At 35.0% G+C, this 16778-nt stretch carries 13 protein-coding genes; 10 read left to right on the forward strand and 3 right to left on the reverse strand.

All coding sequences use genetic code 11. The features are described from left to right. Window positions 1-38: 38 nt before the first annotated feature. Genes DF947_RS17475 through DF947_RS17485 form a run of 3 tightly spaced genes read left to right on the forward strand, consistent with a single transcriptional unit; the run spans window position 39 to window position 3766 of the window. The gene (locus tag DF947_RS17475) at window positions 39-269 is read left to right on the forward strand and encodes a DUF1456 family protein (protein ID WP_109926057.1); all 231 of its coding nucleotides are present in this window, start codon (window positions 39-41) and stop codon (window positions 267-269) included. Continuing rightward, complete coding sequence (locus tag DF947_RS17480; protein WP_109931333.1) at window positions 256-2961, forward strand: TonB-dependent receptor; 2706 nt, start codon at window positions 256-258, stop codon at window positions 2959-2961. The genes DF947_RS17475 and DF947_RS17480 overlap by 14 nt, the downstream gene beginning before the upstream one ends. A 58-nt stretch (window positions 2962-3019) precedes the next feature. After that, window positions 3020-3766 (forward strand): GDSL-type esterase/lipase family protein, encoded by a 747-nt coding sequence (locus tag DF947_RS17485; protein ID WP_109931334.1) that lies wholly within the window; start codon window positions 3020-3022, stop codon window positions 3764-3766. A 58-nt stretch (window positions 3767-3824) separates the two neighbouring features. Here DF947_RS17485 and ettA read toward each other — a convergent pair whose 3' ends face one another. Together ettA and DF947_RS17495 are read right to left on the reverse strand one after the other, a co-directional pair. Then, window positions 3825-5504, reverse strand: a complete 1680-nt coding sequence (ettA, locus tag DF947_RS17490) for an energy-dependent translational throttle protein EttA (protein WP_109931335.1) — start codon at window positions 5502-5504, stop codon at window positions 3825-3827. A 265-nt stretch (window positions 5505-5769) separates the two neighbouring features. After that, window positions 5770-6402 (reverse strand): Crp/Fnr family transcriptional regulator, encoded by a 633-nt coding sequence (locus tag DF947_RS17495; RefSeq protein ID WP_109931336.1) that lies wholly within the window; start codon window positions 6400-6402, stop codon window positions 5770-5772. A gap of 227 nt (window positions 6403-6629) precedes the next feature. On the opposite strand from DF947_RS17495, the gene DF947_RS17500 reads away from it, so the two are divergent. The 4 genes from DF947_RS17500 (at window position 6630) to DF947_RS17515 (ending at window position 12034) form a co-directional block, all read left to right on the forward strand. Next, window positions 6630-7463 (forward strand): PAS domain S-box protein, encoded by an 834-nt coding sequence (locus DF947_RS17500; protein WP_109931337.1) that lies wholly within the window; start codon window positions 6630-6632, stop codon window positions 7461-7463. Window positions 7464-7685: 222 nt separating this feature from the next. Next, window positions 7686-8111: a hypothetical protein gene (locus DF947_RS17505; protein ID WP_109931338.1), complete on the forward strand. Its 426-nt coding sequence runs from the start codon at window positions 7686-7688 to the stop codon at window positions 8109-8111. 679 nt (window positions 8112-8790) lie between these two features. Next, window positions 8791-11343, forward strand: coding sequence for an ATP-dependent Clp protease ATP-binding subunit (locus tag DF947_RS17510; RefSeq protein WP_109931339.1), 2553 nt, complete (start codon window positions 8791-8793; stop codon window positions 11341-11343). A gap of 181 nt (window positions 11344-11524) precedes the next feature. Further along, entirely contained in the window at window positions 11525-12034 is a 510-nt protein-coding gene (locus tag DF947_RS17515) for a CAP domain-containing protein (RefSeq protein WP_109931340.1), read from the forward strand. Window positions 12035-12036: 2 nt separating this feature from the next. Here the strand turns inward: DF947_RS17515 and DF947_RS17520 are convergent, their stop codons facing one another. Beyond that, window positions 12037-13104, reverse strand: coding sequence for a PA0069 family radical SAM protein (locus DF947_RS17520; protein WP_109931341.1), 1068 nt, complete (start codon window positions 13102-13104; stop codon window positions 12037-12039). 118 nt (window positions 13105-13222) lie between these two features. On the opposite strand from DF947_RS17520, the gene DF947_RS17525 reads away from it, so the two are divergent. From DF947_RS17525 to DF947_RS17535, 3 genes are all read left to right on the forward strand, one after another. Further along, window positions 13223-13933: a LytR/AlgR family response regulator transcription factor gene (locus DF947_RS17525; RefSeq protein WP_109931342.1), complete on the forward strand. Its 711-nt coding sequence runs from the start codon at window positions 13223-13225 to the stop codon at window positions 13931-13933. Between the two features lie 11 nt (window positions 13934-13944). Beyond that, window positions 13945-16074 (forward strand): tetratricopeptide repeat-containing sensor histidine kinase, encoded by a 2130-nt coding sequence (locus tag DF947_RS17530; RefSeq protein ID WP_109931343.1) that lies wholly within the window; start codon window positions 13945-13947, stop codon window positions 16072-16074. A gap of 96 nt (window positions 16075-16170) precedes the next feature. Further along, a complete protein-coding gene (locus tag DF947_RS17535) occupies window positions 16171-16773 on the forward strand; it encodes a hypothetical protein (protein ID WP_109931344.1) in 603 nt (200 codons plus the stop codon). Window positions 16774-16778 lie beyond the last annotated feature (5 nt).

The following is a 16778-nucleotide window of genomic DNA, read 5'->3' on the forward strand; positions in this document are numbered from 1 at the left end:
TCAATCTTTTTCCAAATTTTAATAGTTGATAATTAAATATGAGCAATAACGATATATTAAAAAAGCTTAGGGTAGCTTTATCATTAAAAACAGAAGATATTATAACCATTTGCGATTTGGTTGGGTTTAAAGTAACCAAGGCGGAATTAGGTGATATTTTCAGAAATGATGATCACGAAAATTTTAAACCTTGCGGAGATCAAATTCTTCGTAATTTTCTAAATGGCTTAGTCATTTATAAAAGAGGTCCGAGGGATGAGAAAAAGTAATAAAAAATTTACTTTATTACTTTTAGTACTGACCATTTTTTCCTTAAATACCTTTTCTCAAATTCAGTACAAGGTTAGCGGTATGGTAACCGATAGTCTGAGAAAACCTATAGAGGGCGTGAGTGTTCGGTTGATTACCCATAAGGATACCCTTCGATCCAATAGCGATTCTAGAGGAAGTTTCTCGTTCCCAAAAGTTAACAGCAATAAATTTTATGTAGCTGTTACTGCTTTAGGCTATAAGCCATTTGCTTCTGTTTACGAAGTAGAATCGAAAAATAAAAATGCCACGCTCGAGCCCATAATTCTCAAAAACGAAACCATTCTTTTGGATGATGTTGATGTGAATGTAAAGGTAGATCCGATCAAGATTAAAAAAGATACCATCGAATACAATGCGGGTGCATATACCATTAGAGAGAATGATAAGGTAGAAGATTTACTTAAGCAACTGCAAGGAATTGAAGTGGATGAAAAGGGTGCCGTTAAAGCTATGGGCAAAAAAATGACCAAGCTAAGGGTTAATGGCGAGGACTTTTTCACCAGCAATGTAGAAGATTACATTCGGCAGTTGCCGGCAGACATTATTGCCAAACTCCAAGTAATTGAAGATTATGGTGATGAAGCAAATTTTACAGGGATAAAAATTGGCGAACCACAGAAAATGCTTAATCTGGTAACCAAACCCGGAATGGATAACGGTGTATTTGGAAATGCAGATGCAACATCAGCAACTAGTAATGCACATACACTCAATGCAAATGGAAATACCTGGGCAAAAACCAAACAAATTGGATTTGGTGGAAACTATGGAATAACCGATAATGCTTTTACAAAATCGGATAATAACGGCTTTAACGGAAGTATTCGTGAGAAATTGAATAAAGCGCTCAGTATTAGCGGAAATTATGGCTTATCAAATAATGCTAACCGTTCTGTTAACAGCAACTATATCGAAACCTTTAATCCACAGGGAACCATTTACGATTTGAGGGAAAGCTCAAACAATGCTCAATCATTTAATAATCGAATTAACTTCGGCTTAAACGGTGCTACCAAAAAGAATTTTGTAAACGCGTCACTTTCCGGATCTTTATCCAGTAACAGAAACAGTTCTATTTCTACATCCAATAAGACTGGATTTATCCAACAAGACTTGTTTTCCAATTCCAGCATTAAAAGCAACAATCCTAATTTAAATGGCAATATAAACTGGTCTAGGAAGTTGGCAAATAATAGAAGGTCATTATCCGTAGGTTTAAATTTTAGTACCAATGGAACCAATTCTAATAGTACCATTGATGATATTATTAGATATTACAATTCAAGCACAAGCATTTTGGTGAAAGACTCTTTGTTAAATAGGCTTGTTGCAAACAACACTTCAAATGCCAACATTGGGGGGAATATTCAATTCGCAAATTCGTTAAAGAAATTAAATGACAGTAGCGGATATAGCTTTATCAGTTTAAGTTATTCTTTTTCTGTAAGCAGAAGTAAAAATTTGCAGACTACAAGAGTTGATGATCAGATGGGGAATAATTTTATTGTCGATTCTTTAGGACAAAACTATGTCTCTAACTTTATCAATCAAACCCTTAGTTTAGGATTTAATGCCAACAAGAAAAAGATTAGCTATAGTTTTGGCGTTAACTTTTCACCTTCCATTATTATAGGAGAATATCGAATTACCGGAGAAAGCTTAAGAAATTATCAGCTGAATTTTTCACCTTCAGCCAATCTCAGTTACCAGATAAAAGACAATAGGAATCTAAATTTTAGCTATAACGGATATACAAGTTCGCCAGATTTTAACAAACTACAACCGGTAAGAAATAGCAACGATGTGCAGAATATTATTATTGGCAATCCGAATTTAAAGGCAAGCTCTAATCATTCTGCAAATTTAAGCTTTAATCAATTTGGCTTAAAATCTGGTTTAAGCATAATGTTGGGGCTGAGCGGGAATTTCTCTTTTAACAGTGCCGTGAGTAATACGGTTTTTTTACGAGATACCTTAAACAGCTTAAAACAACAAACTACGTATGAAAACGTAAACGGGATTTATAGTATCGGAACCAATTATTCTATAGATAAAAGATTGCTGACCAATAAGCTATCCATTTCTTTTAATGGTAATTTGGCCTATAGCCATAATGTTTTTTATACGGACAATGTGTTAAATAAAAGTAGTGGGATAAATGTTTCAAACGCCTTTAGAATAGAGTTAAATCAGAAAAAGTATGCATTTGATTTCAATACATCACATAGCTTTAGCTCTAACACCTATTCTGTGTTAAACCAGAATATCAAGAACATTCAGATTTTATCTTTAGATGGAGGCGGATCCTGGATTCCTACCGAACGTTTTAGGTTAAATGCATCAGTTTCTAAAAGTTTAAATTTTGGCTATAATTTAAATTCTGGTAACCCATTGTTGATTAATACAGGGTTTACCACCTCTTTTTTAAAAAACAACAGATTAAATTTATCCATTCAGGCAAATGATCTGCTTAATAAAGGATCGCTTTTTAGGTCTTCGATTACAAACAACTCCATTAATGAAAATAGAACCAGATTTATTAGCAGATATGTACAGGCCACTTTGAACTATACTTTAAATCAATTTGGCAAGAAAACCAATAGATTTGCGCCTTCAAATTATAATCAATTTAATAGAGGGATTCATTAAGCACAAAATCTTTTAAATTAGTAGCTTTTTAGTGTACCTGGTTTATATTTAACACCCTATGAAATTCAAAATAATCTTTTCGTTGATTCTGATTGCAACAACGAATCTCTATGCACAAGTTGTTCCTGATTCTTTAAAGCATACACCGCAGGTACCAGTAAAGGAAAATTTTGCCGATGACTGGGCGGCGCTTTCTAAGTATAAAAAAGAAAATGAAGAGTTAGGTTTGCCAAAGAAAGGAGAGAAGCGGGTTGTGTTTTTGGGAAGTTCTATTTTTGAATTCTGGAAGCAAAAAGATCCTGGTTTTTTTGCTGGTCGGCCTTATATAGACCGCGGGATTTCTGGACAGATCTCCCCTCAATTGCTGATTAGATTTAGACAGGATGTTATTGATCTTAAGCCTAAAGCTGTAATTATTTTAGCTGGGAGCAACGATATTGCAGGCAACACCGGTCATGTTACCAATAAAAGTATTTTAGACTGTATTGCCTCAATGGCCGAGCTGGCCAAAAAGCATCACATTAAAGTTATTCTGTGCAAATATGTTCCCGTTTACGAATATGCCTGGAATAAGAATATCAAAGATGCCTCAGAAAAGATAATTTCTTTGAACAAAGCCATTGTAGCCTATGCAGAAAAGGAACATTTTACGGTTGTTGATTATTTTACTCCTCTGGTAGACGAGCGAAATGGCCAAAAGGCAGAATTAACGGTTGATGGTGTTCATCCAAACTTAGCTGGTTATAAGCTAATGGAAGTGGTAACAGAAGTTGCCATTAAACAGGCTTTCAAAAACAGATACTAATCTAGCGATATTGTCTTTAACAAAAAAAACTCCCGATTTTCATCGGGAGTTTTTTTTGTTAATCGAGTTTTTTATATCTAATTCGTTTTGGTGTAACATCACCTAAACGTTTTTTGCGATTTTCTTCATAGTCAGAATAATTTCCTTCGAAGAAATAAACTTCAGAGTTGCCTTCAAAAGCTAAAATATGCGTACAAATCCGATCTAAGAACCATCTATCATGGCTAATCACTACCGCACAGCCACCAAAGTTTTCAAGTGCTTCTTCCAGTGCACGTAAGGTATTTACATCGATATCGTTCGTTGGCTCATCGAGTAAAAGCACGTTGGCGCCTTTTTTTAAAGTAATTGCCAAGTGAACACGATTGCGTTCTCCACCAGAAAGAATGCCCACTTTTTTCTGTTGATCGCCACCATTAAAGTTGAACTTAGAAACGTAGGCACGTCCGTTTACTGCTTTTGTACCCAATTGGATATTATCTAAACCATCTGTAATGTTCTCGTAAACGGTTTTGTCAGAATCTAAATCGTTATGCATCTGATCTACATAACCCAATTCTACCGTTTCGCCCACTCGGAAAGTTCCGGCATCAGCTTCTTCCTGTCCGGTAATTAACCTGAACAAAGTTGTTTTACCTGCACCATTGGGGCCAATAATTCCAACAATCCCGGCCGGAGGCAACGAAAAATTCAAATTATCAAATAACACCTTGTCACCATATGATTTGGTCACATTTGTGGCTTCGATAACCACATTACCCAAACGTGGTCCTGCCGGAATGAAAAGTTCTAATTTATCTTCTCTTTCCTTTCCGTCTTCAGAAGCAAGCTTATCATAATTGGCTAAACGGGCCTTAGATTTTGCATGGCGGGCTTTCGGAGCCATTCTTACCCATTCAAGCTCACGTTCCAAAGTTTTTTGGCGCTTGCTTTCTGTTTTTTCTTCTTGTGATAAGCGTTTGGCTTTTTGATCTAACCAACTGCTGTAATTTCCTTTCCACGGAATCCCTTCGCCACGGTCTAATTCTAAAATCCATCCGGCTACGTTATCCAGGAAATATCTATCGTGGGTAACTGCGATAACTGTACCCTCGTAATTTTTCAAGAATTGCTCTAGCCAGTCGATACTTTCGGCATCCAAGTGGTTGGTTGGCTCATCCAATAAGAGTACATCAGGATGTTGCAATAACAAGCGGCACATGGCTACACGACGGCGCTCACCGCCCGAAAGTACGGCTATTTTAGTTTCGGGATCAGGGCAACGCAAAGCATCCATCGCTCTTTCTAATTTAGAATCGATTTCCCAAGCACCTAAAGCATCAATTTTGTCTTGTAGTTCGCCCTGTCTTGCCATTAATTTGTCCATGGCATCAGGGTCAGAGTAGTTTTCCTCTAAACCAAAAGCTTCATTTACTTCTTCATACTCCTTTAAAATCGCGGTTACTTCGGCAACGCCTTCTTCTACCACTTCACGAACCGTTTTTTCAGGATCAAGAATGGGTTCCTGAGCAAGATACCCAACTGAATAACCCGGAGAGAAAACAACTTCTCCTTGATATGATTTATCTAAACCAGCAATAATTTTTAACAAGGATGACTTACCAGAACCATTTAAACCGATAACGCCGATTTTTGCACCGTAGAAAAAAGAAAGGTAAATATTTTTTAAAACCTGTTTTTGTGGAGGGTAAATTTTATTTACGCCCGCCATTGAAAAAATTATTTTTTCGTCTGACATATAAAATGTTGCTTTAATGTATTATAAAGGTAATTGTTTAAAAAGGGTACAAAACCTGGCAGAAAAATTCTAACCACTGCATCTAATTAGATGTTGGATTGTTCCGATTGTTGATTGAAACAAAGATAAGAACAACGAGGCGAATACAAAGTGATTTATGAAGTATGCAGAAATTTACTCTGTAGGAGAAGAAATTGAAGTAATGCAATCAGAAATTTGATGTCACAATACAAATCCCAATTTTAAATGATTACATCTGCATTGCTTAAGCTACGTTATCAATAAGCTTTAAGGAGGAATAGATTTCTTTTTTTCTAATTCTACTAAGTGTCTCCACTCTTATGGATAAATAACTGGAAATATAGCGTAATGGAATTTGGGCCAGGTTGATTTCATTGTCCTGCAATAATTGCTTATACCGATCAGACGCTTTTGTAATTCTTGCCAGGATAGATCTTTTTGATGCCTCAAAATACTGAAGCTCCATAACTTTACGGCCAATTATATTTACTTCAGGATAATGATCACAAATTCTTTCTATAAATGCATGCGGAATACAGACCAAGACACAGTTTTCGAGTGCATGAAGATATTCCTGCTCATAAATTTCTTTTCCTTCGGGATGGCGAATTGTACCAATGATTTGATTTTTGAAAGCGAACCAAGTTGTGATGTCCTTTCCTCTATCTCTAATAAATCCACGGGCTGTTCCACTCACAATATAATATAAGAACTTATTATTATCGATTGGAGAAAGTATAAATTTATTCTTTTTTATTTTTGAGATGGTACAATGTTTTCGATATTCAGAGGCAAGGCTTTCTGAGATTGTATGGTATTGGCCCAAATAAGATAGGAATAAAGAAATTGCAAGTTGATCTTCATCATTAATACTCATACTATACATCTTTTTAATAAATTATGAGTTGGGTGCGTTAAATTCTGATTGATTACAGCCAAAAATCAACTATTAGATTTTTACAAAACTGCCCGATTTGTGCGCTCAACTGACAAAATATAACCACCCCTAGGAGGTTTGTATTAAAAATGAAAAAAAAGTTGTGCAGATTTTTGCCGGTAACTTTGTATTTTACCCCTGCACTCTCTATTTATTCATAAATATCCATGCAGAAAACAGTAGAACCTTCCACATTTGATTTGGAGTATTTTTTTGACCTGTCACCAGATTTGCTTTGTATAGCGGGCTACGATGGTTATTTTAAAAAAATCAATCCTGCAGTTTCAGCAACCTTAGGTTATAGCAACGAAGAATTAATGTCGGCACCAATAAATTCATTTGTACATCCTGCTGATAAAGAACGTACGGCACAAAGGAGAGATGGGCTTAGAAAAGGAGAAGCACTTTTGCGTTTTGAAAATAGGTATCTGGCAAAAGACGGTACTGCTGTATGGCTTTCATGGACATCAATTCCGATAGAACGCGATCGGTTGGTATTTGCTATTGCGAAAGATATAACCTACCGAAAACAATTCGAGGAATATGAACGGATTTCGGCTATTTTAATGCGTCTCAATTCTGATCAAATTCAAAACCTAAAGATAGGAACTGAAGTAAACCAACCGATAAAAATTGAAGATATTAGTAAGCAAACTACTCCGCTAACCAATCAGCCTTCAGAATCTGACCAAGCCTGGCTTAATATTTTTGAAACCACTGTAAGAAAAAACATCAGCCGGCACGATTTAAATCTAAATTTTATAAGTAGTGAGCTGGCCATTAGCGAGCGCCAGTTGTTTAGGCAAGTGAATAGAATAATGCATGTAACACCTAATAACTTAATTAGAATCATTAGGTTGCAAATGGCCTGGGAAGCGATTGCCACAGGGAAGTATAAAACAATTACAGAGATTTCTAACATTGCAGGCTACAATTCTAGAGCATACTTTAAAAAACTTTTTGAACAGGTTTATGGTATTGATGTTGGAGAACTTATCTAACACATGTATTGATTTGCATTATTTAAAAGTTGTGATACAGGAGAAAATTGAAGGAGGTGATTCTCAATTTTATAATCAAATGATTTTCACTTAGATTATAAGTTTTATATCTTGCCTAGAGATTTGATAGATGTTTCAAGAATATCATAACTTTGTTTAAAAAAAAGGATTATTATCGCACAAAATTTGATTTTGGATATTAGATTTGCCCTATAACTGCTCATGGATAAACTTTCTTTAACGCTTACTTCTTCAAAGTGCGAGCTCCTAGATAATATACTTAGGGAATTCGGAACGGAGAAGTATATAAAGACAGATATGGTGAGCAAAATCTTTCGGGGCAATAATATTTTAGCCTCCGAGTATTTAGGATTACTTGTTCAATTGGATTTAATCTTTTTAATTGGTGAAGTAAAAGGATATCCGCTTCCGGCAATGATTGGCAAACAGCCAGGCGTAGAGCGTTTTATGAACGAGGGAGGTTTTATGCGCCGCTTCGAGTTAAAGAAATTGCAGGAAGAAGCAGGGAAAAATCTTCAGGAACTCCAAATAGAAAACATTCGTTTAAGACACACCGTAGAAGTTCAAAAGAAACAAATCGAGCTTTTAGAGTATACCGTTAAGCAATTAGAAAATAAGTTGGGTTAAAAAACTATAATATTATCTTTTCGAAAATTCAGAGCAAATTAGTGAATAAAAAAAAGGGCAAGATCATTACAATCTTACCCCATCTAAATTAACGCTCTCGAAACAAAAGTATATATCGATTATGAAGGTTTGATGAATTTTACCAACTCCATTAAAAAATGTAGATGAATTAAATCTTCTTATCAAACTAAAGGCAGTAACAACCTTGCATTTCTCAAAACAAAAACAACTTTCAATCGGTTCAATTCGTATACCTATTATATAGGTTATGTACATATAAAAATATTGTATTGATTTTAGTTTGATAAATATGTTAAATGATGTCACGTTCTTTTTGTTTTTCTGTCAAAACTTGTAAATTGCCTTAACAAAAAGCTACAAATTGTCAGTTATTCGAATTGAATAAATCCTTACAATAAACCGACAAAATGAGAATTTAAAAGGGTTGTTATTAATAAATTCCCTTTTAAAACCTATAAAACAGTTATTACGTAGATAGATATATCAAAGTATATCATAATCTTAAAGTTATTCTTTTGGTATTTTTTGGGTTGGTGGATATGAATACTGCCTTTTATCCACCTATATGGCGCAATTGTTGATAAAATAAACAAAACGGTACAGTCGCTTTTTATAATTTATTTTATAGTTTAGGGACGTAGCTGTTAAGAAAGGTATTATGGAAGCAAAATTTTCACCACAGGTTAAAGATGTAATCTCTTTTAGTAGGGAGGAAGCTCTCCGTTTAGGGCATGATTACATTGGAACCGAACATTTATTATTGGGCCTCATCCGCGAAGGCGATGGCATGGCTATAAAAATTTTACGATCGTTAGGAGTTGATACAAGTAAATTGCGCCGCTCAATTGAAGATGCTGTTCGCGGTACTTCGAGTGTTACAGTTAACCTGGGTAATATTCCGTTAACTAAGCAGGCAGAAAAAGTTTTAAAGATTACTTACTTAGAAGCTAAAATATTTAAAAGCGATTTAATTGGTACAGAGCATTTATTGTTATCTGTTTTGAGAGATGATGATAATATCGCCTCGCAAATCTTATTGCAATACGGCGTTACTTACGATGTTTTTAAGCAGGAGGTAGAAGTGAATAAAAATGGTTTCAGAGACGATATTTCCAATAGCGCATCAACTGGTGGCGATGATGATTATCGTGAAGAAGAAAGCTTTAGCACCCCTAAAAAGGTTTCAGACATAAAATCTAAAACTCCGGTTTTAGATAACTTCGGTCGCGATTTAACTAAGGCAGCAGAAGAAGGTCGTTTAGATCCAATCGTTGGTCGTGAGAAAGAAATTGAGCGTGTTTCTCAAATTTTATCACGTAGAAAAAAGAACAACCCAATTTTAATTGGAGAGCCAGGTGTTGGTAAATCAGCCATCGCAGAAGGCTTGGCATTACGCATCGTTCAACGTAAAGTTTCGCGTGTACTTTTTGGTAAACGTGTAGTTACTTTGGATTTGGCCTCATTAGTAGCGGGTACAAAATATCGTGGTCAGTTTGAAGAGCGTATGAAAGCCGTAATGAACGAGCTTGAAAAATCTACAGACGTAATTTTATTTATTGATGAGATTCATACAATCGTTGGAGCTGGTGGTGCATCAGGTTCATTAGATGCATCTAATATGTTTAAACCTGCATTGGCCAGGGGAGAAATACAATGTATCGGTGCAACAACTTTAGATGAATACCGTCAGTACATTGAAAAAGATGGTGCATTAGATCGTCGTTTCCAAAAAGTAATGGTTGAACCCGCTACACCAGATGAAACGGTTGAAATTTTGACCCGTATTAAAGATAAATATGAAGAGCACCACGGTGTAACTTATACTGAGGAAGCAATTCTAGCTTGTGTTACTTTAACATCTCGCTATATCTCTGATCGTTTCTTGCCTGATAAAGCCATTGATGCTTTAGATGAAGCTGGATCTAGGGTTCACTTAACGAATATCCATGTTCCTCAAAACATTATTGATATCGAAGCAAAAATCGAAGACATTAAGTTAGAGAAAAACAAAGTTGTTCGCAGTCAGAAATATGAAGAAGCAGCCAAGCTTCGTGATACGGAGAAAAATTTAATTGAAGAATTGGATAAGGCCAAAGCAGAGTGGGAAGCTGAAACCAAAACTAAACGTTACGAAGTTTCAGAAGATAATGTTGCCGAAGTGGTTTCTATGATGACTGGTATTCCGGTACAACGTGTTGGACAAACCGATAGCGCTAAGCTGTTGAATATGTACGATAAAGTTGCCGAGAAAATTATTGGTCAGGATGATGCAATTAAGAAATTAACAAAAGCCATTCAACGTACAAGAGCCGGATTAAAAGATCCTAAAAAACCAATTGGTTCGTTTATTTTCTTAGGTCCTACTGGTGTTGGAAAAACAGAATTGGCAAAAGAATTGGCTCGTTTTATGTTTGATAGTGATGATTCGCTAATTCAAATAGACATGAGTGAGTACATGGAGAAATTTGCGGTATCGCGTTTAGTGGGAGCGCCTCCAGGATATGTTGGTTACGAAGAAGGTGGACAGTTAACCGAAAAGGTTAGAAGAAAACCATACGCTGTAATCTTATTAGATGAGATTGAAAAAGCTCACCCAGATGTATTCAACATCTTGCTACAAGTTTTAGATGAAGGTCAGTTAACGGATAGTTTAGGCCGTAAAGTTGATTTTAGAAATACAATCATCATTATGACTTCGAACATTGGTGCACGCCAATTGAAAGATTTTGGTCAAGGCGTTGGTTTCTCTACAACAGCAAAAACTACACAAGCAGATTCTCACAGTCGTGGCGTAATTGAAAGTGCTTTGAAACGTGCTTTTGCACCAGAATTTTTAAACCGAGTTGATGATGTGGTTGTATTTAACAGCTTAGGTAAAGAAGAAATCTTCAAAATTATCGATATAGAATTAAAAGCATTATTTGGTCGCGTTCATACTTTGGGTTATGAAATTGCTTTAACCGAAAACGCTAAAGATTATATTGCAGATAAAGGTTTTGATAGCAACTTTGGCGCCCGTCCATTAAAAAGAGCGATTCAGAAATATCTGGAAGATCCGATTGCAGAAGAAATTCTTAAAGGTGAGTTAACCGAAGGCGATGTTTTAGAAATCGATTACGATAAAACCACAGAGCTTATTTCCATCGTTCATAAAAAGGGCGAAAAGAAAAAGGAAGAACCAAAGCAAGAAGAAGATTCTTCAAGTAAATAAAAAAACTCCCGGTTAAAACCGGGAGTTTTTTTGTTTTAATCAATTTGTGCTGAATCCTGTATTTGTAAATCTACATGTATTCAACTATTTGATTATTAGCATATAAGGGTTAAAAATTTTTATTCCGAAAAACTTTTTTTTCGTGATTTACTGTGTATTTTCGTCATTATTTCCCTATTTAATGAAGAAACCATATTTATTTACACTGTGTCTCTCACTTGCTTTAGTTTCTTGTAAAAAAAGTATTGTTGAGGTTGAAACACAATCTAAAATTGATGGTCCATCTGTAGTGACTAATCTTAATAACGATTTGCTTTTAAAATTGGTAAACGATAAACGTGCGGTTGGGTGTAATTGTGGAACAACCGTTATGCCACCAGTAGCGGCATTAACATGGAATAATCTTTTAGCAGCCGCCGCTTTAGCGCACAGCAAGGATATGAACGCTAATAACTTTTTTGATCATAATTCTTTAAATGGCAAAACACCTGGAGACAGACTTACAGCTGCTGGTTATAAGTGGATGGCGTATGGCGAAAATATTGCTGCGGGGCAACCCACAGAACAGGCAGTTTTTGACGCCTGGATAAATAGCGAAGGCCACTGCAAAAATATTATGAATGCAAATTTTAAGGAAATGGGTGCTGCCAAAGATGGCAAATACTGGACGCAGGATTTTGGTAAGCAATAATCTTAAAACAAACTTGTTTGAGCGTTTGGAACTTTGAATAAAGAATGATTTAAACCAATATCCTTAACATTCAGTCCGTTTAATCTTGCGTGTAATCTAAAATTATCCCTTATCATTTGAGCGATATTTCCATCTCCTCGCATTCTATCACCAAATCTACTGTCGTTTACATTGCCACCGTGACAGCTTTGGATCATGTGCCAAACTTTATCAAAACGATCGGGGAAATTTTTTCTTAGCCAGTCTTCAAAAATCTGTGCAATTGCTCCATTTAAACGCACTACTGTATAACCCGCTTTAATGGCTCCTGCATTTGCTACGGCCTTTAAAATTTTTGGAATTTCGTGGTCACTTAATCCCGGAACCAGTGGGGCAACCATTACGCCCATCGGTATTCCAGCTTTGCTCAGTTCCTCAACAATTTTTAAACGCTGTTTGGCGGTTGTAGTTCTGGGTTCCATAACCTGTCGCAAGCTTTCATTTAAACTGTTTATAGAAACATAAACCATACATAGATTTAATTTTGCCATTTCCGATAGAATATCAATATCCCTTAGAATAAGCGAATTTTTGGTAATCATGCCAATGGGCTGTTTATATTTCAAAGCTATTTCTAAAAGCTGTCTGGTTAATTTGAATTTTCTTTCTGCAGGCTGATAACAATCCGTGTTTCCGGAAAGTGATATTGTAGTTGCATCCCATCCTTTCTTTTCCAAAAATTTTTTGAAAAGTTCTGGGGCATCCCTTTTTACTATTATTTTTCTTTCAAATTCTATTCCTGCACTGTAGCCCCAATATTGGTGGGAATTACGGGCATAACAATAAGTGCAACCATGTTCGCAACCTTGATATGGATTTAACGAATAAGCCATTCCAACATCAGGGCTATCCACTTTGTTTACAATGGTTTTCGAATGCTCAAAAAGGAAAGTCGTTTTATGGTCTGTTTCTTCCCAATCGTCTATTCCTTCATCATGTTCCTTCACGTAAACATCTTTTAAAAATTTGTTATGCGGGTTAACTTGTGCACCACGACCTTTAAAATATTGTTTTTCATCTTCGCCATTCATATATTAAAATTACTAATATTTTTAGTAATTTGTTGTGTTGTTGAAAAATTATTTTGTGTTGATCCTTGTAAAATCATGTCAATATTTTTGTTATGTTTATAAAGCCTATACCCAGTATATGAATAACATTTTATCTTGTATTATTATTGACGATTCTGATTTAGATAGGAAAGCAGTTGAAAATGAAGTTTTTAACTATCCTGATTTAAAAATTATTGGCAGTTTTGATAATTGTTTAGAGGCATTGAATTTCTTCAGCCTAAATAAGCCAGATATTTTATTTGTGGATATTGACATGCCTGATATTACGGGCTTGGAATTTATCAGAACTATAAATAATACCTCAACCGCTAATATAATTATCTCTTCACATCCCGAATATGCTTTAGAAGGTTTTCAATTAAAGGTCTTTGATTTTATTTTAAAACCCCTTGAAACGCAAAGATTTAATGATACCATTAAAAGATTAAAAGATTTTAATCAACTTAAAAATAAAGCAGAAGCTTATGATGTACTTTTTGATCATGAAGAAGTTGTTTTTAAAGATGGTTTAACAACCGTAAAATTAAATGCAGGCGATATCTTTTATTTAGAGGCATTTGGAGATTATACCAAAATAGTAACCGAAAAAAAAGTTCATCTAACATTAACTACTTTATCAAAATTTTTAGATTCTTTACCTACCGATAAATTTGTTCGCATTCATAGAAGTTATGCTGTGGCAAAAGACAAAATAACTGCTAAGAATGCTGTTTTTGTAGGCGTAGGGGATATGAATTTACCAATTGGTAAAACATATAAATCAACCCTGTCCAGAATCAGGATATAAGAATCAATTTTATGAAAAGGCTCGAAAAAAAAATCTTCAAAGGTTGTTTCATATTATTTGTGCTTGGTTTGAGCAGCTTTTGTTTTGCTCAATCCAACCATGCTGTTGATGAGAAGTTAAAAGAATGGAATACCCATTGCGATAAGTTAAAGGGAATTCCCTCGGGTATTGAAAATTATCCAGAACTTATCAAGGCAGCCAAAATTGGACTAAGGATTACGCCTTCAACTAATTATTATTATAAATCTGTTTTTAATTTTCATTTGGCCGGGGGATATGAATCGACTTATAAAATTGACAGCGCAATACATTATTATGAAGTATCGAAAAAATATGCCGAAAAAGCCAATAATAATTCCAGAATTGTTTTTGCGCTAAGGCGACTGGCAGGTCTTTACGATAACAAGCAGATGTCTGCTCAAGGAAATGAAGCCCGGAATCAGTTGATTGAAATCGCAAAAATAGATCGGGATGAAGAGATTCAGGTTGGAGTAAGTATCGTACTTGGCGAATATTATTTTAATGCTGGTATGTGGGAAAAGGCTTTACAAAGCTATTTAGTATACATTAAATATTTAAAATTGGATTATGCCAAAACAAAAAATTCTGCTTCCCGCTCTAACATTGGTGTAGGTTATCTGGCCATCGGCGAGATTTATCAAAATTTAAAGCGCCCTGCCGAAAGCCTTTCTTATTTTAAGGAGTCAACAGGCTATTTAGATAATTATCAGGAAGGACTAGAAACCGCCTACAAGGATTTGGTAACTTCCTATATCGCGTTAAAGAAGTTAGATTCGGGTTTGTATTACTACGATAAACTAAATAAATCGGTTTATAAAAGTAAGGACATTACCATATTAATTGATGGACAGGTGGAGTTGGGTAGGTATTATCTGGCCATAAATAAATTGAAAGAAGCGGGTGAATTCTTGTATGAGGCAGAAAGAAATGTTAATGTAAGCCAAGAAAAAGAAGACCTTTATAATGTTAAAATGGCTTTGGGCGATTTAATGCTGAAACAGGGTAAAAATGGCGAAGCGATTAACAACTATAAAATGGCACTTCCGCTGGCTTTGTATTTCAAAAATAAGGCTTCGATTGCTTTGTTATATTACAGCTTATCTAAAGCAGAACGGAATTTGAATCTGACAAATGACGCTTATAATCATGTGCTTGAGTATGCAAAATATACTGATTCCATAAAAACAGAATCCATTTCCAAAAATATAATCGAAATGGAAGCACGCTTCCAAAATGGAATTAAGCAACAGCGTATAAGCGTTTTAAATAATGAAAATGAAATTAAAAATATTCAGTTGGCGCAAGAGAAGCGTACAAGATGGTTGTTAATTGGCGTTTCTATACTGTCTTTTTTTGCATTAGGCTTAATTTATTTAAATGTTAGAAATAAGCAAAAGGCAAATTTGTTGCTGAATGAAAAAAATAGTGAACTTGATGTTATTAATGCAAAGTTGAATGAATCTAACCAAACTAAGACAAAGCTTTTCAGTATAATTTCACATGATTTAAGAAGTCCGGTGAGCCAGCTGTTTACCTTTTTAAAATTGCAAGAACAAAACGCGGCATTAATTTCCGAAGAAGAAAAAAATCTGCATCAGCAAAAGTTAATACACTCTTCTACAAATCTTTTAGAGACTATGGAAGACTTGCTGTTGTGGTCTAAAAGCCAGATGGAAAATTTTGCGTTGGATATTTATGATGTTGAAATTGCCCAGCTTTTTGAACATGCATCAAATTTGATGAGCAGTCAAGCTGATGTTAAGCAAATTAAAATCAAGACTGGAGCAATGGCATTTGAATATTTAGAAAGTGATGAAAATTTGCTCAGTATAATATTGCGCAACCTATTGCAAAATGCGATTAATCACAGCCATATTCTGTCTGAAGTTGTTCTTATTGCAGGTTTAAACGATAAAAATCAAAAGTATATTTCTGTTATCAATTCTGGAGATGAAATTCCGGCGATTGTAATTGAAGATTTAATCAATAATGTAAACGTGAAAAGTAAATCTTCGGGTTATGGTTTGCTTATCGTAAAGGAACTTGCACAAAAATTAAATGCCAACTTACAGATTGTAAGCAATTCGGAAATTACAACAGTATCTGTTTTATTTAGTTAACTCAAATACCTTCACCGATTATTTATAGCCGTTGGTAGATTAGAAGTGGAACCAATCCGTCATTAAGCTTAGGTTTAGATCATAAATTTTATTGTTATGATTTCGAACCTAAAATCTATCTGGTTTTTAAAAACAGGATTAATTGTTTTTTTAGTTGCCAGCCTGCTTTCCTGTAATTCAGATTCATCTAACAAAAAAAAGGAAGAAGTAAATTCTCAAAATTCAGATGAATATTTTTCTGTTAAGATTAACGGGAAGCTGTGGCAGGCATTTCCATCTAAAGAATTTAAGGAATACAATTTAAGTTATAAGGAACTTGATAAGCAGTTTTCGATTTTCGCCGAAGCTGAAGATGGATCCAGAATGGATTTATCCTTTCATTCGAAACAGGGAATAAAGGTTGGGAATTATTCTTCTACGAAAAACGACAATGGAACCCAAAGCGGAATATTTTATTACCCAGAGGCAAAAACTTCTGATAAAGAATTGGCGAGTACAACTTTTGACGTGCCCGTTCAAGAAAATACGGTGCACATTACCAGAGTAGATAAAAGTAATAAAGATGCCTATGTAATTGAGGGTACGTTTAATCCCACTATGTATGCGCTATATGAAACGAATCTGGAAAGATCTACAAAATTTAGCGATGGAAAATTTAGAGTAATCTACCGTCCGTCATCAATGGATCCAGCTTTTTAAACTGT

It is taken from the genome of Pedobacter paludis, assembly GCF_003173575.1.
GTDB classification, from domain to species: domain Bacteria; phylum Bacteroidota; class Bacteroidia; order Sphingobacteriales; family Sphingobacteriaceae; genus Pedobacter; species Pedobacter paludis.